Source organism: Paraburkholderia sp. GAS448 (assembly GCF_050435685.1).
GTDB lineage: Bacteria > Pseudomonadota > Gammaproteobacteria > Burkholderiales > Burkholderiaceae > Paraburkholderia.
In genome coordinates, this window is sequence record NZ_JBNDKT010000011.1 from 132,863 (window position 1) to 153,658 (window position 20,796).

The window sequence follows — 20,796 nt, forward strand, 5'->3', positions numbered from 1 at the left end:
GCGTTTTATCCCCCCGAGCGGAAAAGCGGACTCCAGTCCAACGGCAAGGTCTTGATGCCCTCGGCGTCGATGCGTAGATAGCCGCCGCGTCGCTCGCCATGATCGAGGTCCCAGTCCGGCAGCACCCAGCGCGTGCCGTCGGTTTCCTTGTGGCGTGCGGGGCGGTGCGTATGACCGTGAATCATCGTCGCCGTGCGGGTCCTCCTGAACAGCTTTGCCACGCTCTCACGGGTGACGTCATACTTTGGCGATACCGGGCGCGAGCGGCCTTGCTGGCTGGCTGAACGCATCCGTTCGGCCAGCGCGCGGCGCCATCTATACGGCCACGCCAGAAACAGCAACTGCATGGCGCGGTTGCGCGCAAACCGGCGAAACAGCTGATACCCGCGATCGGCCGTGCAAAGCCCATCGCCGTGCGCGACCGCGACGCGCGTGCCGAAAGCCGTGATCACGTAGGGGTCGGGCAGCCAGATCGCGCCGGCCGCCTTCATGAAGCGTTTGCCGAGCAGAAAGTCGCGGTTGCCGTGCATGATGTAGAGCGCGATACCGCGTTCCGAGAGCGTATGCAGCAGAGCGGCCATGCGCGCGACGAACGGCTCGGCCAGCATGTCGTCGCCGATCCAGTACTCGAACAGATCGCCGAGAATGAAAACCGAATCGGCCTGCTCAGCCGTGAACCGGATGAAGTGCTCGAACGCGGCGACCGTGCGCGGAATTGCCTCGCTCAGATGAAGATCGGAGAGGAAAAAAAACGGGCGCGCGGCGTGTGGGCGTTTGCCCTCGCCAGGCACGCCCGCAGCGACGCTTCGCAGCGGCGTTTCTTGCAGCATTGAAGGTGCCTGTTATGGTGCAGCGTTATCCGGGTGGCTGATTTAACTGCCTCACCGGTTGTTCAGCCAACCTGGGCGGCCGGCGGAACAACCGGGTGATTCGATACTATGATTACTCGACAATAATCGCTTTTTCGATGATTACGTCGTCGACGGGCACATCCTGATGGAAGCCCTTCGAACCCGTCTTCACCTTCCGGATGACGTCGATGACGTCGAGACCTTCGACGACCTTGCCGAACACCGCGTAGCCCCAGCCCTGCGGCGTCGGCGACGAGTGGTTAAGGAAGTCGTTGTCGTTCACGTTGATGAAGAACTGGGCGGTTGCCGAGTGCGGGTCGTTCGTACGTGCCATCGCGAGCGAGCCCTTGACGTTCTTCAGGCCATTATTCGCCTCATTCGTGATCGGTGCATCGGTCGGCTTCTGCTTCATGCCCGGCTCGAAACCGCCGCCCTGGATCATGAAGCCGTCGATGACACGGTGGAACACCGTGTTGTCATAATGACCGGCCTTCACATAATTGAGGAAGTTCTCAACCGACTTCGGCGCTTTTTCGGCGTCCAGTTCGATCTTGATGACGCCGTGGTTCGTATGCAGTTCGACCATGATGGATCCTTTTGACTGACAGGTGAGTGGAGGGCGCGGATGGCGAAACGACCGGTCCGCGCCGGGGCGCGCTTATTTGCTGACGATGGTTGCCGACTCGATCACGATCTGTTTTTGCGGCACGTCGCCCATCGGGCCGCGGTTCGTCGTGGGCGTACCTTCGATCTTCTTCACGACATCCATGCCCGACGTGACCTTGCCGAACACGGCATAACCGTTGCCGTCAGGATTCGGGTAATCGAGGCCGGCGTTGTCGACGGTGTTGATGAAGAACTGTGCCGTCGCCGAATTCGGATCGCTGGTGCGTGCCATCGCGATCGTGCCAGTTGTGTTCTTCAGGCCATTGCGGCTCTCTAGCGGAATCGGCGCGCGCGTCGGCTTCTCGGCGAAGCTCGTCGTGTAGCCGCCGCCCTGGATCATGAAGCCCGGAATCACACGATGGAAGATCGTGCCGCTGTACTGGCCGGATTTCACGTAGTCGAGGAAGTTCGCGACCGTCTTCGGCGCTTTCTCAGGATACAACTCGACGCGGATGTCGCCTTCCGATGTCTTGAAGAGGACGGACGGATGCGCGGCCTGTGGCGCGGACTGGGCAAAAGCGGGCGCGTTCGCGATCAGGGCGGCGCTGCCGAGCGCCAACATCAACCATTTCATGAAAATCCTCAGGGTGAAAAAAGGGTTCGCGGATTGCGCGTCTATTTCGAGGGCGCGGCGTACGGTGGAGTCGCCAGCGAGCCGGTTGCGCCACCGAACTGGAAGTTCGGGCTTTCCGTCACGTTCGGGGTGGCGCGCGTGGTGGAGTCGTCGACGGCAGCCACGGGTTTGGGCGCCGGCTTGCCGTTCTTCGGCGGCGAAACGATTTTCTGGATATCGGCGAGGCGCTGCTGTGTCGTGGCGCTCACGTGTCCCGTCGACTGCGCGCGCCGGTACGATTCGGCGGCGAGGCGAAGGTACACGTCGCCGAGGTTCTCCCACGCGAGGCCATAGTTCGGATTGACCCGCGTGGCGGTTTCGAGGGCGGCGCGCGCTTCAGGCAGGCGGCCTTCTTTCGCAAAGAGTGCGGCAAGATTGTTGTAGGGTTCCGGCAGTTCCGGGAATGCCTGGGTGAGTTCGGTGAACGCGGCGATGGCTTCATCATCGCGGTTCAGGCGCGCGAGCACCGTGCCGCGCTTGAACTTCGCCTGCACGTCGCGCGGATTCGCGGCGATGCGCTCGTTGAGTTGCTTCAGTGCGCCGGCCCAGTCTTTCTGGGCGATGGCCGCGTCGATCTGCGGCGTGCCGTCGGCCACGGCCGTGACCTGCGCATGCACGGCGGGACCCGCCAGTACCATGAAGGCGACGCCGCAAAGGGTTGACGCGGCGAGGGTCGCAGCGCGTCGCGCGCGGCCGCTGGAAGGTTTCATAGGCTAAGGTCAGGGTGTTATACTCCGACCCATTCTAACAAAAGGTCTGCGCGTTCCGTCGAACCACAGACTGTCTTTTCGCCACTCGTGGTCGTCTCCGCCTTGAATGCAGCCTGACCGCCGCACCAGGTGCACCGGTTTTGCTGTACATGCCGTTCCCCGCGTGAACCGCGAAGGCGCGCAGCATGCACGTAACACAATGCGGATTTCTTTCGGCCCACGCATCGTCTCTATGGAATCTCTGCGCATCTACAACACGCTCGCGCGTGACAAGCAATCTTTCGTGCCGCTTGAGCCGGGCGTCGTACGTATGTACGTCTGCGGGATGACGGTGTACGACTACTGTCACGTCGGCCACGCGCGCGTCATGGTGGTGTTCGATATCGTGCAGCGGTGGCTGCGTACGCTCGGTTATCGCGTCACGTATGTGCGCAACATCACCGATATCGACGACAAGATCATTCGACGCGCAGTGGAAAACGGCGAGACAATCAAGTCGCTTACCGATCGTTTCATCGCCGCGCTGCATGAAGATGCGGACGCGCTCGGTATCGAGCGGCCCGACATCGAACCGCGCGCCACCGATTTCATTGCGCAGATGCTAGGCATGATCGGGAAGCTGGAAGCGAACGGATACGCCTATCAGGCAACGGACGGCGATGTGAACTACGCAGTGCGCAAGTTTGCGAACTACGGAAAGCTGTCGGGCAAGTCGCTCGAAGACCTGCGCGCGGGCGAACGCGTCGCGGCCAACGAGGCGAAGCAGGATCCGCTCGACTTCGTGCTGTGGAAGCAGGCCAAGCCGGATGAGCCGGCCGACACCGGCTGGGATTCGCAATACGGTCGCGGCCGTCCGGGCTGGCATATTGAATGCTCGGCGATGGGCTGCACGTTGCTTGGCGATACCTTCGACATTCACGGCGGCGGCCAGGACCTGCAGTTTCCGCACCACGAAAATGAAATCGCGCAGAGCGAAGGTGCGACCGGTCAGACATTTGTGAATTACTGGATGCACAACGGCTACGTGCAGATCGACAATGAGAAGATGTCGAAGTCCCTCGGCAACTTCTTCACGATCCGCGAAGTGCTCGCGAAGTTCGACGCCGAGGTCGTGCGGTTTTTCATTGCCCGTGCGCACTACCGTTCGCCGCTGAACTATAGCGATACGCACCTCGACGATGCACGCAGCGCGCTGACGCGCCTTTACACCGCCTTGAAAGACGTGACGCCCGACGATGCCGAACTCGACTGGGACGAAGCGCACGCGCAACGCTTCCAGGTTGCGATGAATGACGACTTCAACACGCCTGTCGCGGTGTCGGTGCTGTTCGAACTGGCGAGTGAAGTCAATCGCACGCGCGAGCCCGCGCTCGCACGACAATTGCGTGCGCTCGGGCGTTTGCTCGGCCTTCTGGGCCGCGAGCCGCGTGCGTATCTGCAGCAGGCTGCGGGCAGCGCGAACGAAGGCGCGCTCGACACGGCCGGGATCGAAGCGAAGATCGCGGAGCGCGTCGCGGCCAAGCAGGCAAAGAACTATGCCGAAGCAGACCGGATCCGGGCCGAGTTGCTCGAAGCCGGTGTTGCACTTGAAGACAAACCGGGCGGGTTGACCGAGTGGCGCCGAGTATGAGCGCGCACCGAACTTCCCTCTGATCGACTCGCCAGGCAGGAGGCAGGATGGCAACGGCCACGAAGACGCCGGCTAAACGGGCCGCGTCTCAGACAGGCGCGACAGTCGCAGTGAAAACGACGCGCGCACGCAGTACTGCAACACCCTCGCTCAAGGCCGCCAGTGCGGCCGGCAAGGCGGGCACCACGGCAGCGAAGAAGAGCCCGGCGAGGCGCGTTCTGAACGGCACGTCGCATCAGCCGCGGAAGGTGGCGAAGCCGGTGCGCAAGTCGCGTGTCAAGGGCAACGGCGAGTTGCCGATAGAGCTCGCTGACGACCTGCAGGAACTCGCGCCCGACACGCTGCATGAGGGCGAAGTCGTGCGCAAGACACGCGCATCGACGTCGACGGAAGTCGCAGTCCCGGTGCAGATTGGCGGACTGACGCCGGCCGTCACGCGCCCGCCCTACTGGGACAAGGCGTGCGCCGACCTCGTCAGGCGCGACCGTATTCTGAAGAAGCTGATTCCGAAATTCGGCCCGGTGCATCTGCAAAGCCGCGGCGATCCGTTCGTGACGCTTGCGCGTTCGGTGGTCGGCCAGCAGATTTCGGTAGCTGCTGCGCAGGCTGTATGGCAACGCGTCGAAAGCGCATGTCCGAAGCTCGTGCCGCAACAGTTCATCAAGCTGGGTCAGGACAAGCTGATGGGGTGCGGCCTGTCGAAGCGCAAGTCCGAGTACATTCTCGATCTCGCCGAGCACTTCGTGTCGGGTGCGCTGCACGTCGGCAAATGGGAGTCGATGGAAGACGAAGCGGTGATCGCCGAGTTGACGCAGATTCGCGGCATCGGCCGGTGGACGGCGGAGATGTTCCTGATCTTCAATCTGTCGCGCCCCGATGTACTGCCGCTTGACGATCTCGGCCTGATCCGCGCGATCAGCGTCAATTATTTCAGTGGTGAACCGGTTACGCGCAGCGAGGCACGAGAAGTCGCAGCAAACTGGGAACCGTGGCGCACCGTTGCAACCTGGTATATGTGGCGTAGCCTCGATCCGTTGCCGGTCGATTACTAAAGAGCGATGCCGTCCTCAGCTATCGGGGCATCGATGTCGATAGTTGCGACACGGTTTTGACAAGGGCGGGCGCGGTTAGAATACGCGCTGCCGGTAAGTCCAAGGATTACAACCAATGAAAACCACGTTTCTGGATTTCGAACAGCCAATCGCTGAACTCGAAGCAAAGATCGAAGAATTGCGCTTCGTGCAGGACGATTCGGCCGTCGATATTTCGGAAGAGATCGAGCGGCTGTCGAAGAAGAGCCAGCAACTCACCAAAGACCTGTATGCGAACCTGACTCCGTGGCAGGTGTCGCAGATCGCGCGCCATCCGCAGCGCCCGTACACGTTCGACTACGTGAGCGAACTGTTTACCGATTTCCACGAACTGCATGGCGACCGCTCGTACGCGGACGATCTGTCGATCGTCGGCGGCCTTGCGCGTTTCAACGGACAGCCATGTATGGTGATCGGCCATCAGAAGGGCCGCGACACGAAGGAGCGGGCGCTCCGCAACTTCGGGATGCCGCGTCCGGAGGGTTATCGCAAGGCTGAACGCCTGATGCGCCTCGCCGAGAAATTCGGTTTGCCGATCTTCACGTTCATCGATACGCCGGGCGCCTACCCGGGCATCGGCGCGGAAGAGCGCGGCCAGTCTGAAGCGATCGGCCGCAATCTGTACGTGATGGCCGAGCTGAAGACGCCGATCATCGCGACGATCATCGGTGAAGGCGGCTCCGGCGGCGCGCTCGCCATCGCAGTGGGCGACAGCGTGCTGATGCTCCAGTTCTCGACCTATTCGGTGATCTCGCCGGAAGGTTGCGCGTCGATTCTGTGGAAGAGCGCGGCGAAGGCGCCGGAAGCGGCTGAAGCTCTGGGTCTGACCGCGCATCGTCTGAAGGCGCTTGGCCTCATCGACAAGATCGTCAACGAACCGCTCGGCGGCGCGCACCGCGATCCGAAGGGCATGGCCGCGATGCTGCGTCGTGCGCTGGCCGACACGCTGCGCCAGTTCCAGGGCATGAGCATTCAGGACCTGCGCCAACGCCGCTTCGACCGGCTGATGTCGTACGGCAAGTTCAAGGAAACGACACCCGGCGCATGAGCCGGCGTACGATTGCCTGGGCGCATTGCGCCTTTTCGCCGTGACCACTCCCTTTGATAATCCCGCCGACCGCCTCGTTCTCGACGCAGTCGGCGCGGCGTTCGCATCGCTTCCCGCCGACGCGCGCGTGGCGGTGGCGTTCAGTGGCGGCCTTGATTCGACGGCGCTCCTCGACGCCGCGGTGCGCGTGGGTGGCGCCGCGCGTTGCATGGCGCTGCACATTCATCATGGGTTGAGTCCGAACGCGGACGCGTGGCTCGCGCAATGCGAGGCGTTTGCGCGTGAGCGCGGCGTCGGATTCGCGGCCCAACATGTCGACGTATCGCGTGAGCCGGGGATGAGCGTCGAAGCGACGGCGCGCGACGCGCGCTATCGCGCGCTCGATGCCATGTGCGTGCAGCACGGCGTCATGACCTTGTGGCTCGCACAGCACGCGGATGACCAGGCGGAAACGGTGCTCCTGCAATTGCTGCGCGGAGCGGGGCTCGCGGGCCTGGCGGCCATGGCGCCTGAACGGCTGGCGCCCGGCGCCGCGGTATCGCGCGCACGGCCGCTATTGCACGTGCTGCGCGCCCAGCTCGAGCACTATGCACATGCGCGTGACCTGCGCTGGATCGAGGATGAGTCGAACGCCGATACCCGTTACGCGCGCAACGCGTTACGTCACGACGTACTGCCCGAACTGGCTGTTCACTTCCCTGGCTTTCGGGACGCGCTCGCACGTACCGCCAGTCATGCTGCTGCGGCTCAACGCCTGCTCGACGATCTCGCGCGGATCGACATGCAGGTGGCGGAGCGCGACGAAGGCCGCGCACTGGCGCGCGATGCATTGCTCGCGCTCAACGACGAGCGTGCGCTCAATCTGCTGCGCTACTGGATGCGCACGCTCGGCTTGCCGGCCGCATCGACAGCGCGCCTGACCGATGCGTTACGTCAACTGCGCGACGCGGACGACGATCACGGCATGCGCGTCGACCACGCGGGGCAGTGTCTGCGCAGCTATCGCGGCGAGATTTTCTGGGAAGCCGGCGACAGCGCCGATCCCATCGACGAAACCGCGCTCGAAACGCGACCTGCCAGCGAATTGACATGGCACGGCGACTCGATCTGGCGATTGCCGCAATGGCGCGGCACGCTGGTGTTCGCCGAGGTGCCGGCGGACGATCCCGATGCGATCCCCGAAGCGGTGCTCACCTGCGCTCCATTGCACGCGCGCTCGCGCAGCGGTGGCGAGCGGATGCGGGTCGATCCGGGTGCGCCGGGCCGCACACTGAAAAACCTCTTTCAGGAACGCGGCGTGCCGGCATGGAAGCGCGATGTGCCGCTCGTCTTCGTCGGCGGCGATCTGTTGTTCGTGCCGTTTCTCGGCGTGAATCGCGAAGCGACTGCAAAGCGCGGGACGGCGCATTCCGTCGCTTCGCGGTATTTTCGGATCGACTGGCGTCCTGATCTGCTGATTGCCTGACCGGCCGGTCGGCCAGCTTCTTCGTGATCCTGTAATAGCGGGCAAATCCTTTGCCCACAGGCGTCTACGTCGCGTTCCGATACAGGATTTTGGCTTGTCTTTTCGCCTCTGATCGGGTACGTTTACCTGTTTGCCCGATCAGGTTTTGCCGTGTTTTTATCGTAATCCCGGTCATTTCCGGATCCGGTTGCCGGCAGCACCCCGCTCGCAATCGTCCGTTTCCGCCAGGTACGGGCAAATTCCGCGCGTGCTGCACGCGCGCTGCATCTACGCCGCCACACTTCATCGTGTTCCCGAACGTTGCCTGTTGTGCGGTCGTCTCCAGCGCGCCCAGCGCGGTTACTCCTCCAGTTCAGAACGACAATGGCACTCATCGTACATAAATACGGCGGCACCTCGATGGGCTCGGTCGAGCGCATCAAGAACGTCGCGAAGCGCGTCGCCAAATGGCACAAGGCCGGCCACAAGATGGTCGTCGTGCCCTCGGCGATGTCCGGCGAAACGAATCGTCTGCTCGGCCTCGCGAGAGAAATTTCCGCCCAGCCGGATCCGCGCGAACTCGACATGATCGCCTCCACCGGCGAGCAGGTCAGCGTCGGTCTTCTTTCGATCGCACTGCAGGAAGCAGGCGTCGACGCGGTCAGCTACGCCGGCTGGCAAGTGCCGGTGAAAACCGACAGCGCATTCACCAAGGCACGCATCAGCGACATCGACGGCGAGCGCGTACTGCGCGATCTCGACGCCGGCAAGGTCGTGGTGATCACGGGCTTCCAGGGCATCGATCCGGAAGGCCACATCACGACGCTCGGCCGCGGCGGTTCGGACACTTCGGCAGTGGCAGTGGCTGCCGCGCTGAAAGCGGATGAGTGCCTCATTTACACGGACGTCGACGGCGTTTATACGACCGATCCGCGCGTGGTCGAAGAGGCGCGCCGGCTCGACCACGTGACGTTCGAAGAGATGCTGGAAATGGCCAGCCTGGGCTCGAAGGTCCTGCAGATTCGCTCGGTGGAATTCGCCGGCAAATATCAGGTGAAGACGCGCGTATTGTCGAGCCTGACGGATCCGCTGATGTCGCTCGACGTCGAAATGAGCTCGGGCACCCTGATTACTTTTGAAGAAGACGAGACCATGGAAAAAGCAGTCATCTCGGGTATCGCGTTCCAGCGCGACGAGGCCCGCATCGCCGTGATGGGTGTGCCCGACAAGCCGGGCATCGCGTACCAGATCCTCGGCCCGGTGGCGGATGCGAATATCGATGTCGACATGATCATCCAGAACCAGAGCGTCGAGGGCAAGACGGCGTTCACGTTCACGGTTGGCCGCGGCGACTATCAGCGCGCAATGGATATCCTCACCACCCAGGTGAAGGGACACGTGAACGCAGAGCAGGTGCTGGGGGACCCGAAGGTGTCGAAGGTGTCGGTGGTCGGCGTCGGCATGCGTTCGCACGTCGGCATCGCGAGCACGATGTTCCGCACGCTGTCGGAAGAGGGCATCAACATCCAGATGATTTCGACGTCGGAAATCAAGATCTCGGTGCTCATCGATGAGAAGTACATGGAGCTCGCCGTGCGCGCGCTTCATAAGGCGTTCGAACTCGATCAGGCATAAACGCGCACTGCGAATGCATGGCGGGTGAGCGGAGGTCGCGTTTCACTTCGGTCAAAGACGAACTGGCACAAAATATGTGCTTCAGAAATTGACCTGGCTTCGTGAACCCGCTATTATCTTGGCTCTGTCGCGCTGACTCCCTGCGCGACTGAAAGTTTGGGAGACGTGGCCGAGAGGTCGAAGGCACTCCCCTGCTAAGGGAGCATCTGGGCCAAAACCTGGATCGAGGGTTCGAATCCCTCCGTCTCCGCCAGCGATGGCGGCGAAACCCCGTAAGTTCTTGGACTTACGGGGTTTTTGTTTTTTCGGCTTGCCAATGGGTCTTTATCCCGTGTTTTCATCGCGGGTGCTGCGCGCTTTGCTGATTTGCGGCACGGCGATTGCTGTTCTTACTTCGTCGAAGAATGGTTTGAAATATAGAGCACGGTACTGGTCTGGTCCGCGCTGCAGCCGACCTGATGGAAGACATGCCACGCGCAGCAAATTAGACGTCACAGCGGACAGCACGTCGGACTCCGCATCGATTGGGGAGCGTATCCGCCTTCGCCCGCGATGTGCAGATCCCGATCACGCTCGTGGTCCTGCTGAGTTTTCTCGTCGCGTCGCTGGCTGAATTTCTTCGACGCATCAAACCTGGACACGTGTCCCCGGTGTTTCTTGCGGTGATCCGACTCCTCTCGAACTGGCGCGGCGCGTTACCTCGCCTGCCATCAGTCCGCTCGAGACAGCGTTCATCGTATTCGTCGTGACGGTCGTCATTCTGCTGCAGCGTGACGACCTGCGCGATCGCGCGATTCGCCTGTTCGGCTCAGGAGATCTGCATCGAACGATGACGCTCATGGACGAAGCTGCGCGGCGGCTCAGCCGATACTTCGTCTCACAACTCGGCGTGAATGCCGGGGTCGGCTTCGAGATCGGAACAGGTCTGTTTTTCATCGGCGTGCCAAGCCCGTTGCTGTGGGGCATCCTCGCCGCGCTCCTGCAGCATGTGCCTATACGTCGGCATCTGGATCGTGGCCGCGCTCGCGACGGGGCTGGCCGTCGCGGTGAGCCCCGAGTGGCCGGCGGGCGACACGGCCAGGTGGAGTGAGAGTCTTCAGAGTGCGATTAGCGCCGATCACTACGCCACGTCCATTCGGAGCATGGTGGGCGCGTGCGCATCTGCCGCGCAATCTGCAAGCGAGGAACTGCAGCCAGCCGACGTGGCCGCCTGATCACCGGATTGCAACCCCATCGACGCCTTGACTGCGCTGTATGTGTGCCGGCACCTTCAAGACCACTTCCTTCGCTTGTGTCCCTTGTTTTGCGCATTGCACAAAAGCAGAAACCAGCCTATAACCATCCCATGAGATGGCAATAGGATGGAAAATGAGAAAACTGGAACTTGTCGGCTCACCGCGCCCGAAGGGTGGCGAGACTGAAAAGATCACGATCAACCTGGGCCCGGTTGATCTTGGGCAGATCGATCTGCTCGTTGAAGAGGGCTTTTATTCAAACCGCACTGACCTGATCCGCACTGCAATTCGCAACCAGCTTTCGGTGCATGCGCAGGTTGTTCATGAAACGGTTACGCGCCGCGCGCTGGTTCTTGGCCTGCAGCACTTCACCCGACGCGACCTGGAAACGGTGCGCGCCGCAAACGAGCGTCTGAACATCCAGGTGCTGGGGCTTGCCAGCATCGCGAGCGACGTGTCTGCGGAACTCGCACTCGCGACGATCGACAGCATCGTGGTCCTTGGCGCTTTTCACGCTTCGCCCGCTGTGAAGGCGGCGCTGGCTGACCGGATCAGCTAGGCCGTTCAGCGCCGTTCACGCGACAACCCCACAGCCCCCAGCCAGATAACCGGACGACGACGATGAAGCTCAACGAAGACTTTCTGAATTCGATGCAGGAAGCGATGACACTGCTACGCACGAGTGGCCCTCTGGAGGCGACAGAAGCGATCCAACGTGCGTTGCGCGGCGAGCACGCTATTCGTGACGCTGATGCGATCGCATTTACTTCGCCGACCCTGCGCGACTTTCCGCAACCGGTGGAACCCGTCGTGCACGCACCGCGCGAACAATCCGCTAACGCGGAAGACCGTGGCCATTTCAGCACGCGCGCGTATTCAAACGAAGCGGGGCGGCGGCAGTACAAGCTGTACGTCCCGAGCGGCTATCACGGCGACCCGTTGCCGCTGGTCGTGGCATTGCACGGCTGCACTCAGGACGCCGACGACTTCGCGGCCGGCACGCAGATGAATGCGCTTGCCGAGCGGCATCGATGCATCGTCGCGTATCCGGTTCAGCCTCAGGGTGCAAACCCGTCGAAATGCTGGAACTGGTTCAAGCCCACCGACCAGCAGCGTGCAACAGGAGAGCCGTCGCTGATTGCGGGCATCACGCGCGAGATCATGGCGGACTACGCAGTCGATCCGTCACGCGTGTACGTCGCGGGCATGTCGGCGGGGGGCGCGATGGCGGCCATCATGATCCGCGCCTATCCCGAACTCTACGCGGCGGCCGGCGTGCATTCCGGGCTGGCACACGGTTGCGCGCACGATCTTCCATCCGCACTGGCCGCGATGAAAGGCGGCCGTCGCGCGCGAGCGGGCCGCGGCGCAGACAGGCATCACGCCGGTCATGCAGGCGAAGCGCCGAGGCGTCCGCTGATCGTCTTTCACGGCGATGCCGACGCGACCGTGCACGTGTCGAACGCGCTGCACGTACTGCAGGGTTTCGATGCACACGCAACGATCGACACCAATGCTCAAGTGCGCCGCAAGAAACCGGATGAACGTGCCCATACCGTCGAGCGGCGGATTTCAGCCGATGGCGTCGAAGCCGAACTGTGGATCGTCCACGGAGCGCCGCATGCATGGTCTGGCGGAAGCGGGCGCGGCACTTACACGGACGCGAGCGGCCCGGATGCGAGCGCCGAGATGATGCGCTTTTTCCTCTCCCATCCTATGCTTAAGTGAACATCGCGATCTGGCACTTTTCCCGGCGCACCATAGCGCTATCCAATTGGCAAATCGTGTAACTACACGTAACGGTGATCTCAAGTTGCGATCTTGTGCATCAGTTATTACAAACTTGAAATGCGCGATTCGCCGCCTTACGTTATATTCCCGCCAGCAAAACCCACTCGCTAAAAGGTGAATCCATGAAGTTCGCTCGTCTTGTTCCGTTTCTGGTCGGTGCGCTGGCGATTGGCGCGTCGGGCGCGGCAATGGCCGGAGTGAGCGTCGGTGTGAACATCGGCATTCCTGCTCCCGTCTACGTCGCGCCGCCGCCCGTCTACGCGCCGCCACCACCGCCGCCCGTCGTCTATCAACCCGCGCCGGTATACGGAGCCCCTGTCTACGGCGGCCCGGCGATCGTGATCGGCTGGCACGGCGACCGCTACTGGGACGGTCGTCGCTATTGGGCCCATGACGACTGGTACCGCCATCATCCGGGGCATTACGATCGCGGGTACCACGACAACGGTCGTCACAATGGCTGGCATTGAGCGCGTAATATCCGGAAACAAAAAAGAGCCGCCCAACCGGGCGGCTCTTTTTTTGTTGCGTGCGCAACGAGCCGGGATAACGCCTTCAGGCGTCGCCCGTGAACGTTACTCGCCGATGCCCGCCATGCCGCCGACCACCTTGCTGAAGCCACTGTCGACGTGCACGATCTCAGCGGTCACACCTCCCGCCAGATCCGACAGCAGGAACGCGGCCGTATTGCCAACCTGTTCGATCGTCACATTCCGCTTGAGCGGCGCGTTGTTTTCGACGAATTCGAGAATCTTGCTGAAGCCTTTGATGCCGCTTGCCGCGAGCGTCTTGATCGGGCCGGCGGAAATGCCGTTCACGCGAATGCCGCGGCCACCCAGCGACACCGCCAGATAACGCACGCTCGCCTCGAGCGATGCTTTTGCGAGACCCATGGTGTTGTAGTTCGGGATGGCTTTCTCTGCGCCGAGGTAGCTGAGCGTGAGGAGGGCTGCATCGTTCGACAGCATCGGCAGCGCTGCCTTGGCGAGCGCGGGGAAGCTGTATGCGGAGATGTCGTGCGCGATGCGGAAGTTTTCGCGCGTCATGCCGTCGAGGAAGTCGCCGGCGATGGCTTCGCGCGGTGCAAAGCCGATCGAATGGACGAGGCCGTCGAGGCTATCCCAGTGTTCCTTCAGCGAAGCGAAGAGGGCGTCGATCTGCGCGTCGTCGGCGACGTCGCACGGGAATACCAGGTTGCTGCCGAACTCGGTGGCGAATTCGGTGATGCGATCCTTGAAGCGATCGCCAACATAGGTGAAGGCCAGTTCGGCGCCTTCGCGTTTGCAAGCCTGCGCGATACCGTACGCAATCGAACGGTTCGACAGCAGGCCGGTCAGCAGGATTCGTTTACCAGCGAGAAAGCCCATGAAATCTCCAATGAAGTCTGCGCGCCGCGACGTCTGACGTGCGGGTTCGCGCGGGATTATTGGGTAGAATTCTCTCACATTGCAACCGCTACCTGACCAACAAGGCCCCTATGACGACTGGATCGCGATGGCTGCACACACGTCGTGCCGCAGGGCGCACCGTGATTCGCACGCTGTCGCGTGTCGGTCTTGAAGCGCTGCCACGTTCGATGGCGGTCTGCTCGCTAGCCGTCGCGTGCGGCGTCGGCGCGCTGCTGGCGACGCCGTCGGCCCATGCGGTCCACGCGATCGCGCAATACGGCGAGCCAAAATATCCGGCCGACTTCAAGCACTTCGACTACGTCAACCCGGATGCGCCGAAGGGCGGCACGCTGGTGCTGGCCAACCCGGACCGCCTCACGAGTTTCGACAAGTTCAATCCGTTCACGCTGCGCGGTAACGCGGCGCCTGGCATCGGCCTGTTGTTCGAGAGCCTCACGACCGGCAGTTCCGATGAAGTCGCGTCCGCCTACGGCTTGCTGGCAGACGACATCCGTATCGCGCCTGACGGCATGTCGACGACCTTCCACATCAATCCGCGCGCGCGCTTCTCAAACGGCGACCCCGTCACGGCAGACGACGTAAAGTTCTCGTTCGACACGCTCAAGAGCTCAAAGGCGGCGCCGCAGTTCGCGTCCATTTTTGCGGAGATTACGCAGGCGGTCGTGGTCGACCCGCAGACGATCCGCTTCGAATTCCGGCAGCGCAATCGCGAATTGCCGTTGATTGCGGGCGGCGTACCGGTTTTTTCCCGCAAGTGGGGGATGAAGCCTGACGGCAGCCGTATCCCGTTCGATCAGCTTGCATTTCAGGAGCCCATCGGCAGCGGCCCGTACGTGATCGAGCATTACGACAATGGCCGCAACATCACCTATCGACGCGATCCGAACTATTGGGGCGCGGCGCTGCCGGTGCGGGTCGGCATGAACAATTTCGATCGCATCACGTACAAGCTGTATTCGGACGAGATTGCGCGCCGCGAGGCCTTCAAGGCCGGCGAATACGACGCATTCGTCGAGTACATCGCGCGCAGCTGGGTGCGCCGCGACGTAGGCAAGAAGTTCGACAGCGGCGAGCTGATCAAACGCGAATTCCCGCAGCACAACGGCACGGGCATGCAGGGCTTCATCCTGAATCAGCGCCGGCCGCTGTTTCAGGACGTGCGGGTGCGCAAGGCGCTCGATCTGGCGCTGGACTTCCAGTGGCTCAACCGGCAGCTTTTCTATAACCAGTACAAGCGGCTCGACAGCTTCTTCGCGAATACGGATCTGCAGGCGACAGGTATGCCCTCAGCAGGCGAACTGGCGCTCCTGAATCCGTGGAAGGCCCAGCTGGACCCCGCGGTATTCGGCCCGCCACCGAAGCAGCCGGACACAGATCCGCCAGATTCGCTACGCGCCAACCTGCTAGAGGCGCGCGCGCTGCTTGCCGAGGCAGGCTGGACCTATCGCGACGGCGCGCTGCGCAACGCGAAAGGCGAACCGTTCGAATTCGAAATCCTCGACGATTCCGGTTCGTCCGCCGGGATGGAGCCTGTGATCGCGCCATTTGTCCGCAATCTGAGCAAGCTGGGCATCGTTGCGCGATTCCGCGTGGTCGATTACGCGCTCTATCAGAAGCGCCTCGATGCGTTCGATTTCGACGCCACGACGATCCGCTTTCCCGACGTTCAGGTGCCGGGCTCGGAGCAGATCGACCGCTTCGGCAGCAAGGCCGCCGGCGAGCAGGGGTCCGGCAATCTGATTGGCCTGAAGTCGTCGGTCGTCGATTCGATCCTGAGCGCGTTGATCCAGTCGCAGACACGCAAACAGCTCGTCGATGCGACGCATGCGCTCGACCGCGTGCTGATGCATGGCTATTATGTGATTCCACATTGGTACAGCGCGACGCACCGGGTGGCTTACCGGCGCGGCATGACGTGGCCCAAGACCTTGCCCCTGTACTATTCGGCAAACGACTGGATCATCTCGACCTGGTGGTTCACGCCGAAGCCTTGATGGTTTGCTTCGAGCGTCTGCCCGTCACCTATTGCCTTTATTGCCGCTTGATTGCGCACCGGATCACCGCCCATGTGGAGCTACATTCTCAAACGTCTGTTGCTGATGATCCCGACGCTGATTGGCGTGTTGACGCTAACCTTCGTCGTGATCCAGTTCGTTCCCGGCGGACCCGTCGAACAGGCCGTGCACGATCTGCGCAAAGGCGCGGAGCAGGGCGCGCCGTTCGGCTTACGCACGCACACAGGTGTCGACGCGCAGCAGATTGCACAATTGAAGGCGCTCTATGGTTTCGACAAGCCACCCCTCGAACGCTACTTCCTGATGCTCAAGCGCTTTGCGCGCTTCGATCTGGGTGACAGCTATTTCCGCCATCAGAGCGTGTGGTCGCTGGTCGTGTCGAAGCTGCCGGTGTCGATCAGCATCGGGCTATGGACGTTCTTCCTGACCTACCTGATATCGGTGCCGCTCGGCATCGCGAAGGCGGTGCGCAACGGCTCGCGCTTCGATGTCTCGACGAGTCTGATCGTACTGATCGGCTATGCGATTCCAGGCTTCGTGCTGGGCGTGCTGCTGCTCGTGCTGTTCGGTGGCGGGTCGTTCCTGCAACTCTTTCCATTGCGCAATCTCACGTCCGACAACTGGGCGCAACTGAGTCTGGGCGGCAAGATTCTCGACTATCTCTGGCACATCACGCTACCGATCGTCGCTTCGGTGATCGGCAGCTTCGCCGTCATCACGATGCTCACGAAGAACGCCTTCCTCGATGAGATCCGCAAGCAATACGTGTTGACTGCGCGCGCCAAAGGCCTGTCCGAGCGACGTGTGCTGTGGAAGCACGTGTTTCGCAATGCGATGCTGCCGTTGATCGTGGGCTTTCCGGGGGCGTTCATCGGCGCGTTCTTTACAGGCAGTCTGCTGATCGAGACGCTCTTTTCGCTCGATGGCCTCGGTTTGCTGTCGTATGAATCGGTCGTGCGGCGCGACTATCCGGTGGTGCTCGGCACGCTGTATCTGTTCACGCTGATCGGTCTTGCAACCAAGCTCATCTCGGACCTTTGCTACGTCTGGGTCGATCCCCGCATTCAATTCGGACATCTGGAGCGCTGACCTTGAGCCGAGCCGTTCCACAAACCCGCACCGAACCGGTTCGAGCCTTCGTGTCGCCGTCGCCGGCGCGACGTGTCTGGCTGCGCTTCAGGCAGCAGCGGCTGGGCTACTGGAGCCTGATCATATTCGTGGTGGCTTTCGCGGCGAGCCTGGCGGGCCCGCTGTGGTCGAACGACAAGCCGGTCGTCGTTCGCTATGAAGGCCATCTGTATTTTCCGCTCTTCGAAACGTATCCGGAGACGACGTTTGGCGGCGACTTTCCGACTCCTGCCGACTATATCGATCCCTACATCAGGCACCACTTCGATACGCCCGGCAACATCGCGATTTACCCGCCGAATCCGTACTACTACGACACGCTCAACTATTTTTCGAAGGTGCCAAACCCGGCGCCGCCGTCGCGCGACAACTGGCTCGGTACCGACGACCGGGGCCGCGATCTGTTCGCGCGGCTGCTCTATGGCTTTCGCGTCTCAGTGGAGTTCGCGCTGGTGCTGACGGTCATCGGCACGGTGATCGGCATTTTTACGGGCGCGATACAGGGTTACTTTGGCGGGCGGACCGACATCGTCGGGCAACGCCTGATCGAAATCTGGAGCGCGATGCCGGAGTTGTACCTGCTGATCATTTTCGCGTCGATCTTCGAGCCGGGCTTCATCCTCCTGATCGTGCTGCTGTCGCTGTTCGGGTGGATCGGCCTGTCGGACTACGTGCGCGCGGAGTTTCTGCGCAACCGCCAGCAGGACTACGTGCGCGCCGCGCGCGCGATGGGGCTGTCGAACTGGCAGATCATCTGGCGTCATGTGTTGCCGAACAGTCTGACACCCGTCATCACATTCCTGCCATTTCGCATGAGCGGTTCGATTCTCGCGTTGACGAGCCTCGATTTCCTGGGCCTCGGCGTGCCGTCGCCGACGCCGAGCCTTGGCGAACTGCTCGCGCAGGGCAAGGCGAATCTCGACGCGTGGTGGATTTCGCTGTCGACCTTCGGCGTGCTGGTGGCGACGCTGCTTCTGCTGACGTTCATGGGCGACGCACTGCGCAACGCGCTCGATACCCGCATTGCCGATGCGATGCGTGCCGGCGGAGGTAACCAGTGAGCGACGCAGTGAAACAACCTGCAACGAGCCCGTTGCTGTCGCTCGATCGTCTGCATGTGCGCTTTGGCGACACGATCGCCGTCAACGACGTCACGCTGGCGATCGAACGCGGCGAGCGCGTGGCGCTGGTCGGCGAGTCGGGGTCGGGCAAGAGCGTGACGGCACTGTCGATCCTGCGCCTTCTGAGCGACGCACAGGTGAGCGGGTCGATCCGCTTCAATGGTGAGGAATTGCTCGCGAAAAGCGAGCGCGAGATGCGCGGGCTGCGCGGCTCCGATATCGCGATGATCTTCCAGGAGCCGATGACCGCGCTCAATCCGCTCTACACGATTGGCGACCAGATCGCGGAGACGATCGTGCTGCACGATGGCGTGACGCGGCTCGAGGCGTGCAAGCGGACCGTCGCGTTGCTCGCGCGCACCGGTATCGCGGAGCCGGAGAAACGCGTCAACAGCTATCCGCATCAACTCTCAGGCGGCCAGCGGCAGCGGGCGATGATTGCGATGGCGCTCTCGTGCCGGCCTCGTCTGCTGCTTGCCGATGAGCCGACGACCGCGCTTGACGTCACGATCCGCGCGCAGATCGTCGAACTGCTGCTCGAACTGCAGCGCGACGAAGCCGAGAAGCGCGGCATGGCTGTACTGCTGATCACGCACGACCTGAATCTGGTGCGCCACTTCGCGCAACGTGTCGCGGTGATGGAGCAGGGCGTGCTGGTCGAAAGCGGGCCTGTCGAGCAGATCTTCGAAGCGCCGCAGCACCCGTACACCCAGCGGCTCCTGCAAAGCCGTCCGGAACGCACGGTCGTGCCGGTGCTGCCCATTTCGCCGGTGATACTCGAAGCGCGCGACGTCTCGGTCGATTTCCCGACAAAGTTGCCGGGCGTCGGCGGCTGGTTCCGTTCGGGTCGTTTCCGTGCCGTCGCGCAGGCCAATGTGTCGGTGCGCCAGGGGGAGACGCTGGGTATCGTCGGCGAATCCGGATCGGGAAAATCGACCCTGGCGATGGCGCTTCTGGGTCTGCAGCGCACGACCAGCGGGGAAATCGATTTCCAGGGCAGGGCGCTCGGGACCTTTCGGGGGCATGAACAGACCGTTTTGCGTTCGAATATGCAGGTCGTCTTTCAGGATCCGTTCAGTTCGCTTTCGCCGCGCCAGACCATCGAGCGGATCGTCGGCGAAGGGCTTGCGCTGCACCGGCCGCATCTGGACGCGCAGGGGCGTCGCGAAAAGGTCATTTCGGTGCTTCGCGAGGTCGGACTCGATCGCACTGTGCTGCAGCGCTATCCGCACGAATTCTCCGGCGGGCAGCGGCAGCGCATCGCGATCGCCCGCGCGCTGGTGCTGGAGCCGCGCCTTCTGATTCTCGATGAGCCGACCAGTGCACTCGACGTGTCGATCCAGCAACAGGTGCTCAAGCTGCTGGCCGGGTTGCAACAAAAATACAACCTCGGTTTTGTTTTCATCAGCCATGATCTTGCGGTGATCGGTGCGATGGCACACCGGGTGGCGGTGATGCAGAACGGTTCTATTGTGGAATCCGGTGATGTGGAGAATATTTTTGCTGCGCCCGCCCACCCTTACACGCGAAAGCTCCTGAAAGCGTCATTTGCGACTTGACATTCACCAATTGGGTGCGTGTGCCGATTGTATTTTTCTATTTGTTTTGACAGATAAATACTTACTGGCTAGTATCGTCAAAACTTTCCGTATCCCACTGATTTTTAGGCAAAATCTACCGACCAATGCAGCACCGATATCTGACCCAGGCTTGCACGCGCGTCGTCGCCGGGATGTTCATCGGCGTCTTGATGGCTGCAGCTCCCGGCGCGTTCGCCGATGAAGTAGGCAGTATTAACCAGAACGCCACATTTTCGATCCAGAACGGGTCGAACTCGTCGTCCTCCCCGAATTCGCAAAACCAGAATCTCCAGGGCGCCACATCGTCGAGCGATAGTGGCGCACGCTCGTTTCTGTCCGGCATGGCCGGCAAGGCGGGCGACGTAGTGGTGGGCGCGCTGAACATGATCGGTGTGCGCTACCGCTGGGGCGGAGATACGCCGGACTCCGGACTGGACTGTAGCGGCTTCGTCCGCTACGTGTTCCAGGACACGCTCGGTATGGCGCTGCCGCGCCGTGCAGAAGAAATGAGCCGTGTCGGCGAAAAAGTTCGCGTAAGCGACCTGAAGCCGGGCGACCTCGTGTTTTTCAATACGATGCGCCGCACGTTCTCGCACGTAGGCATCTACATCGGCGACAACAAGTTCGTGCATTCCCCGTCTACCGGCAGCACGATTCGTGTCGATGATATGGATAGTGGCTACTGGGAAAAGCGTTTTACCGGTGCACGCCGTATCGAAACGTCGTTTTCCCAGCAGCAGGATCTGCGCCAGCGCGTGAACGCGACGATTGGCGGCGGCAACAACTAAGCGATTCCTTCTGTTCCGGGGCGCATAAAAAAAGCCTGCTT

At 61.9% G+C, this 20,796-nt stretch carries 18 protein-coding genes, 1 tRNA gene and 1 pseudogene; 15 read left to right on the forward strand and 5 right to left on the reverse strand.

What is annotated here, in order from left to right; all coding sequences use genetic code 11:
• Positions 1–5: 5 nt before the first annotated feature.
• The 4 genes from P3T23_RS21125 to P3T23_RS21140 form a co-directional block, all read right to left on the reverse strand.
• Positions 6–830 carry a UDP-2,3-diacylglucosamine diphosphatase gene (locus P3T23_RS21125; protein ID WP_429318078.1) on the reverse strand — a complete coding sequence of 275 codons (825 nt, stop codon included), beginning with the start codon at positions 828–830 and terminating at the stop codon, positions 6–8.
• 112 nt (positions 831–942) lie between these two features.
• The gene (locus P3T23_RS21130; RefSeq protein ID WP_429318079.1) at positions 943–1,437 is read right to left on the reverse strand and encodes a peptidylprolyl isomerase; all 495 of its coding nucleotides are present in this window, start codon (positions 1,435–1,437) and stop codon (positions 943–945) included.
• A 72-nt stretch (positions 1,438–1,509) separates the two neighbouring features.
• Complete coding sequence (locus tag P3T23_RS21135; RefSeq protein ID WP_429318080.1) at positions 1,510–2,091, reverse strand: peptidylprolyl isomerase; 582 nt, start codon at positions 2,089–2,091, stop codon at positions 1,510–1,512.
• A 41-nt stretch (positions 2,092–2,132) separates the two neighbouring features.
• Complete coding sequence (locus P3T23_RS21140) at positions 2,133–2,840, reverse strand: tetratricopeptide repeat protein (RefSeq protein WP_429318081.1); 708 nt, start codon at positions 2,838–2,840, stop codon at positions 2,133–2,135.
• Between the two features lie 232 nt (positions 2,841–3,072).
• On the opposite strand from P3T23_RS21140, the gene cysS reads away from it, so the two are divergent.
• The 10 genes and pseudogenes from cysS to P3T23_RS21190 all read left to right on the forward strand — a co-directional run bounded on the left by cysS (position 3,073) and on the right by P3T23_RS21190 (position 13,184).
• Positions 3,073–4,470, forward strand: a complete 1,398-nt coding sequence (cysS, locus tag P3T23_RS21145) for a cysteine--tRNA ligase (RefSeq protein ID WP_429318082.1) — start codon at positions 3,073–3,075, stop codon at positions 4,468–4,470.
• 47 nt (positions 4,471–4,517) lie between these two features.
• Positions 4,518–5,522: a DNA-3-methyladenine glycosylase family protein gene (locus P3T23_RS21150; RefSeq protein WP_429318083.1), complete on the forward strand. Its 1,005-nt coding sequence runs from the start codon at positions 4,518–4,520 to the stop codon at positions 5,520–5,522.
• A 115-nt stretch (positions 5,523–5,637) separates the two neighbouring features.
• On the forward strand, positions 5,638–6,609 hold the full coding sequence (locus P3T23_RS21155) for an acetyl-CoA carboxylase carboxyltransferase subunit alpha (protein WP_429318084.1): 972 nt from the start codon (positions 5,638–5,640) through the stop codon (positions 6,607–6,609).
• A 40-nt stretch (positions 6,610–6,649) separates the two neighbouring features.
• Positions 6,650–8,074 carry a tRNA lysidine(34) synthetase TilS gene (gene tilS / locus P3T23_RS21160; RefSeq protein ID WP_429318085.1) on the forward strand — a complete coding sequence of 475 codons (1,425 nt, stop codon included), beginning with the start codon at positions 6,650–6,652 and terminating at the stop codon, positions 8,072–8,074.
• Between the two features lie 363 nt (positions 8,075–8,437).
• Entirely contained in the window at positions 8,438–9,688 is a 1,251-nt protein-coding gene (locus tag P3T23_RS21165; RefSeq protein ID WP_429318086.1) for an aspartate kinase, read from the forward strand.
• 159 nt (positions 9,689–9,847) lie between these two features.
• A tRNA-Ser gene (locus tag P3T23_RS21170) sits at positions 9,848–9,941 on the forward strand.
• A gap of 414 nt (positions 9,942–10,355) precedes the next feature.
• Positions 10,356–10,785, forward strand: a pseudogene (locus tag P3T23_RS21175) (AI-2E family transporter); the annotation flags it as partial.
• Between the two features lie 271 nt (positions 10,786–11,056).
• Positions 11,057–11,482, forward strand: coding sequence for a CopG family transcriptional regulator (locus tag P3T23_RS21180; RefSeq protein WP_429318087.1), 426 nt, complete (start codon positions 11,057–11,059; stop codon positions 11,480–11,482).
• A 62-nt stretch (positions 11,483–11,544) separates the two neighbouring features.
• Complete coding sequence (locus P3T23_RS21185; RefSeq protein WP_429318088.1) at positions 11,545–12,651, forward strand: extracellular catalytic domain type 1 short-chain-length polyhydroxyalkanoate depolymerase; 1,107 nt, start codon at positions 11,545–11,547, stop codon at positions 12,649–12,651.
• Positions 12,652–12,836: 185 nt separating this feature from the next.
• Positions 12,837–13,184 carry a hypothetical protein gene (locus P3T23_RS21190; protein ID WP_429318089.1) on the forward strand — a complete coding sequence of 116 codons (348 nt, stop codon included), beginning with the start codon at positions 12,837–12,839 and terminating at the stop codon, positions 13,182–13,184.
• 105 nt (positions 13,185–13,289) lie between these two features.
• On the opposite strand, the gene fabI is transcribed toward P3T23_RS21190, so the two are convergent.
• On the reverse strand, positions 13,290–14,081 hold the full coding sequence (gene fabI, locus P3T23_RS21195; RefSeq protein ID WP_429318090.1) for an enoyl-ACP reductase FabI: 792 nt from the start codon (positions 14,079–14,081) through the stop codon (positions 13,290–13,292).
• Between the two features lie 209 nt (positions 14,082–14,290).
• On the opposite strand from fabI, the gene P3T23_RS21200 reads away from it, so the two are divergent.
• The 5 genes from P3T23_RS21200 to P3T23_RS21220 all read left to right on the forward strand — a co-directional run bounded on the left by P3T23_RS21200 (position 14,291) and on the right by P3T23_RS21220 (position 20,755).
• Positions 14,291–16,117, forward strand: coding sequence for an extracellular solute-binding protein (locus P3T23_RS21200; protein ID WP_429318181.1), 1,827 nt, complete (start codon positions 14,291–14,293; stop codon positions 16,115–16,117).
• A gap of 72 nt (positions 16,118–16,189) precedes the next feature.
• Complete coding sequence (locus tag P3T23_RS21205) at positions 16,190–17,227, forward strand: microcin C ABC transporter permease YejB (protein WP_429318091.1); 1,038 nt, start codon at positions 16,190–16,192, stop codon at positions 17,225–17,227.
• A gap of 2 nt (positions 17,228–17,229) precedes the next feature.
• Positions 17,230–18,327 (forward strand): ABC transporter permease, encoded by a 1,098-nt coding sequence (locus tag P3T23_RS21210; protein WP_429318092.1) that lies wholly within the window; start codon positions 17,230–17,232, stop codon positions 18,325–18,327.
• Positions 18,324–19,946, forward strand: coding sequence for an ABC transporter ATP-binding protein (locus tag P3T23_RS21215; RefSeq protein WP_429318093.1), 1,623 nt, complete (start codon positions 18,324–18,326; stop codon positions 19,944–19,946). The genes P3T23_RS21210 and P3T23_RS21215 overlap by 4 nt, the downstream gene beginning before the upstream one ends.
• Positions 19,947–20,071: 125 nt before the next feature.
• Positions 20,072–20,755, forward strand: a complete 684-nt coding sequence (locus P3T23_RS21220; RefSeq protein WP_429318094.1) for a C40 family peptidase — start codon at positions 20,072–20,074, stop codon at positions 20,753–20,755.
• Positions 20,756–20,796 lie beyond the last annotated feature (41 nt).

Bases quoted from the DNA above. Each gene is read 5' to 3' on its own strand.
- P3T23_RS21155 (WP_429318084.1), top strand. From the start codon at position 5,638: ATGAAAACCACGTTTCTGGATTTCGAACAGCCAATCGCTGAACTCGAA.
- P3T23_RS21135 (WP_429318080.1), bottom strand. From the start codon at position 2,091: ATGAAATGGTTGATGTTGGCGCTCGGCAGCGCCGCCCTGATCGCGAAC.
- cysS (WP_429318082.1), top strand. From the start codon at position 3,073: ATGGAATCTCTGCGCATCTACAACACGCTCGCGCGTGACAAGCAATCT.
- P3T23_RS21165 (WP_429318086.1), top strand. From the start codon at position 8,438: ATGGCACTCATCGTACATAAATACGGCGGCACCTCGATGGGCTCGGTC.
- P3T23_RS21130 (WP_429318079.1), bottom strand. From the start codon at position 1,437: ATGGTCGAACTGCATACGAACCACGGCGTCATCAAGATCGAACTGGAC.
- P3T23_RS21200 (WP_429318181.1), top strand. From the start codon at position 14,291: ATGGCGGTCTGCTCGCTAGCCGTCGCGTGCGGCGTCGGCGCGCTGCTG.
- P3T23_RS21140 (WP_429318081.1), bottom strand. From the start codon at position 2,840: ATGAAACCTTCCAGCGGCCGCGCGCGACGCGCTGCGACCCTCGCCGCG.
- P3T23_RS21185 (WP_429318088.1), top strand. From the start codon at position 11,545: ATGAAGCTCAACGAAGACTTTCTGAATTCGATGCAGGAAGCGATGACA.
- P3T23_RS21150 (WP_429318083.1), top strand. From the start codon at position 4,518: ATGGCAACGGCCACGAAGACGCCGGCTAAACGGGCCGCGTCTCAGACA.
- fabI (WP_429318090.1), bottom strand. From the start codon at position 14,081: ATGGGCTTTCTCGCTGGTAAACGAATCCTGCTGACCGGCCTGCTGTCG.
- P3T23_RS21190 (WP_429318089.1), top strand. From the start codon at position 12,837: ATGAAGTTCGCTCGTCTTGTTCCGTTTCTGGTCGGTGCGCTGGCGATT.
- P3T23_RS21220 (WP_429318094.1), top strand. From the start codon at position 20,072: ATGCAGCACCGATATCTGACCCAGGCTTGCACGCGCGTCGTCGCCGGG.
- P3T23_RS21205 (WP_429318091.1), top strand. From the start codon at position 16,190: ATGTGGAGCTACATTCTCAAACGTCTGTTGCTGATGATCCCGACGCTG.
- P3T23_RS21180 (WP_429318087.1), top strand. From the start codon at position 11,057: ATGAGAAAACTGGAACTTGTCGGCTCACCGCGCCCGAAGGGTGGCGAG.
- P3T23_RS21125 (WP_429318078.1), bottom strand. From the start codon at position 830: ATGCTGCAAGAAACGCCGCTGCGAAGCGTCGCTGCGGGCGTGCCTGGC.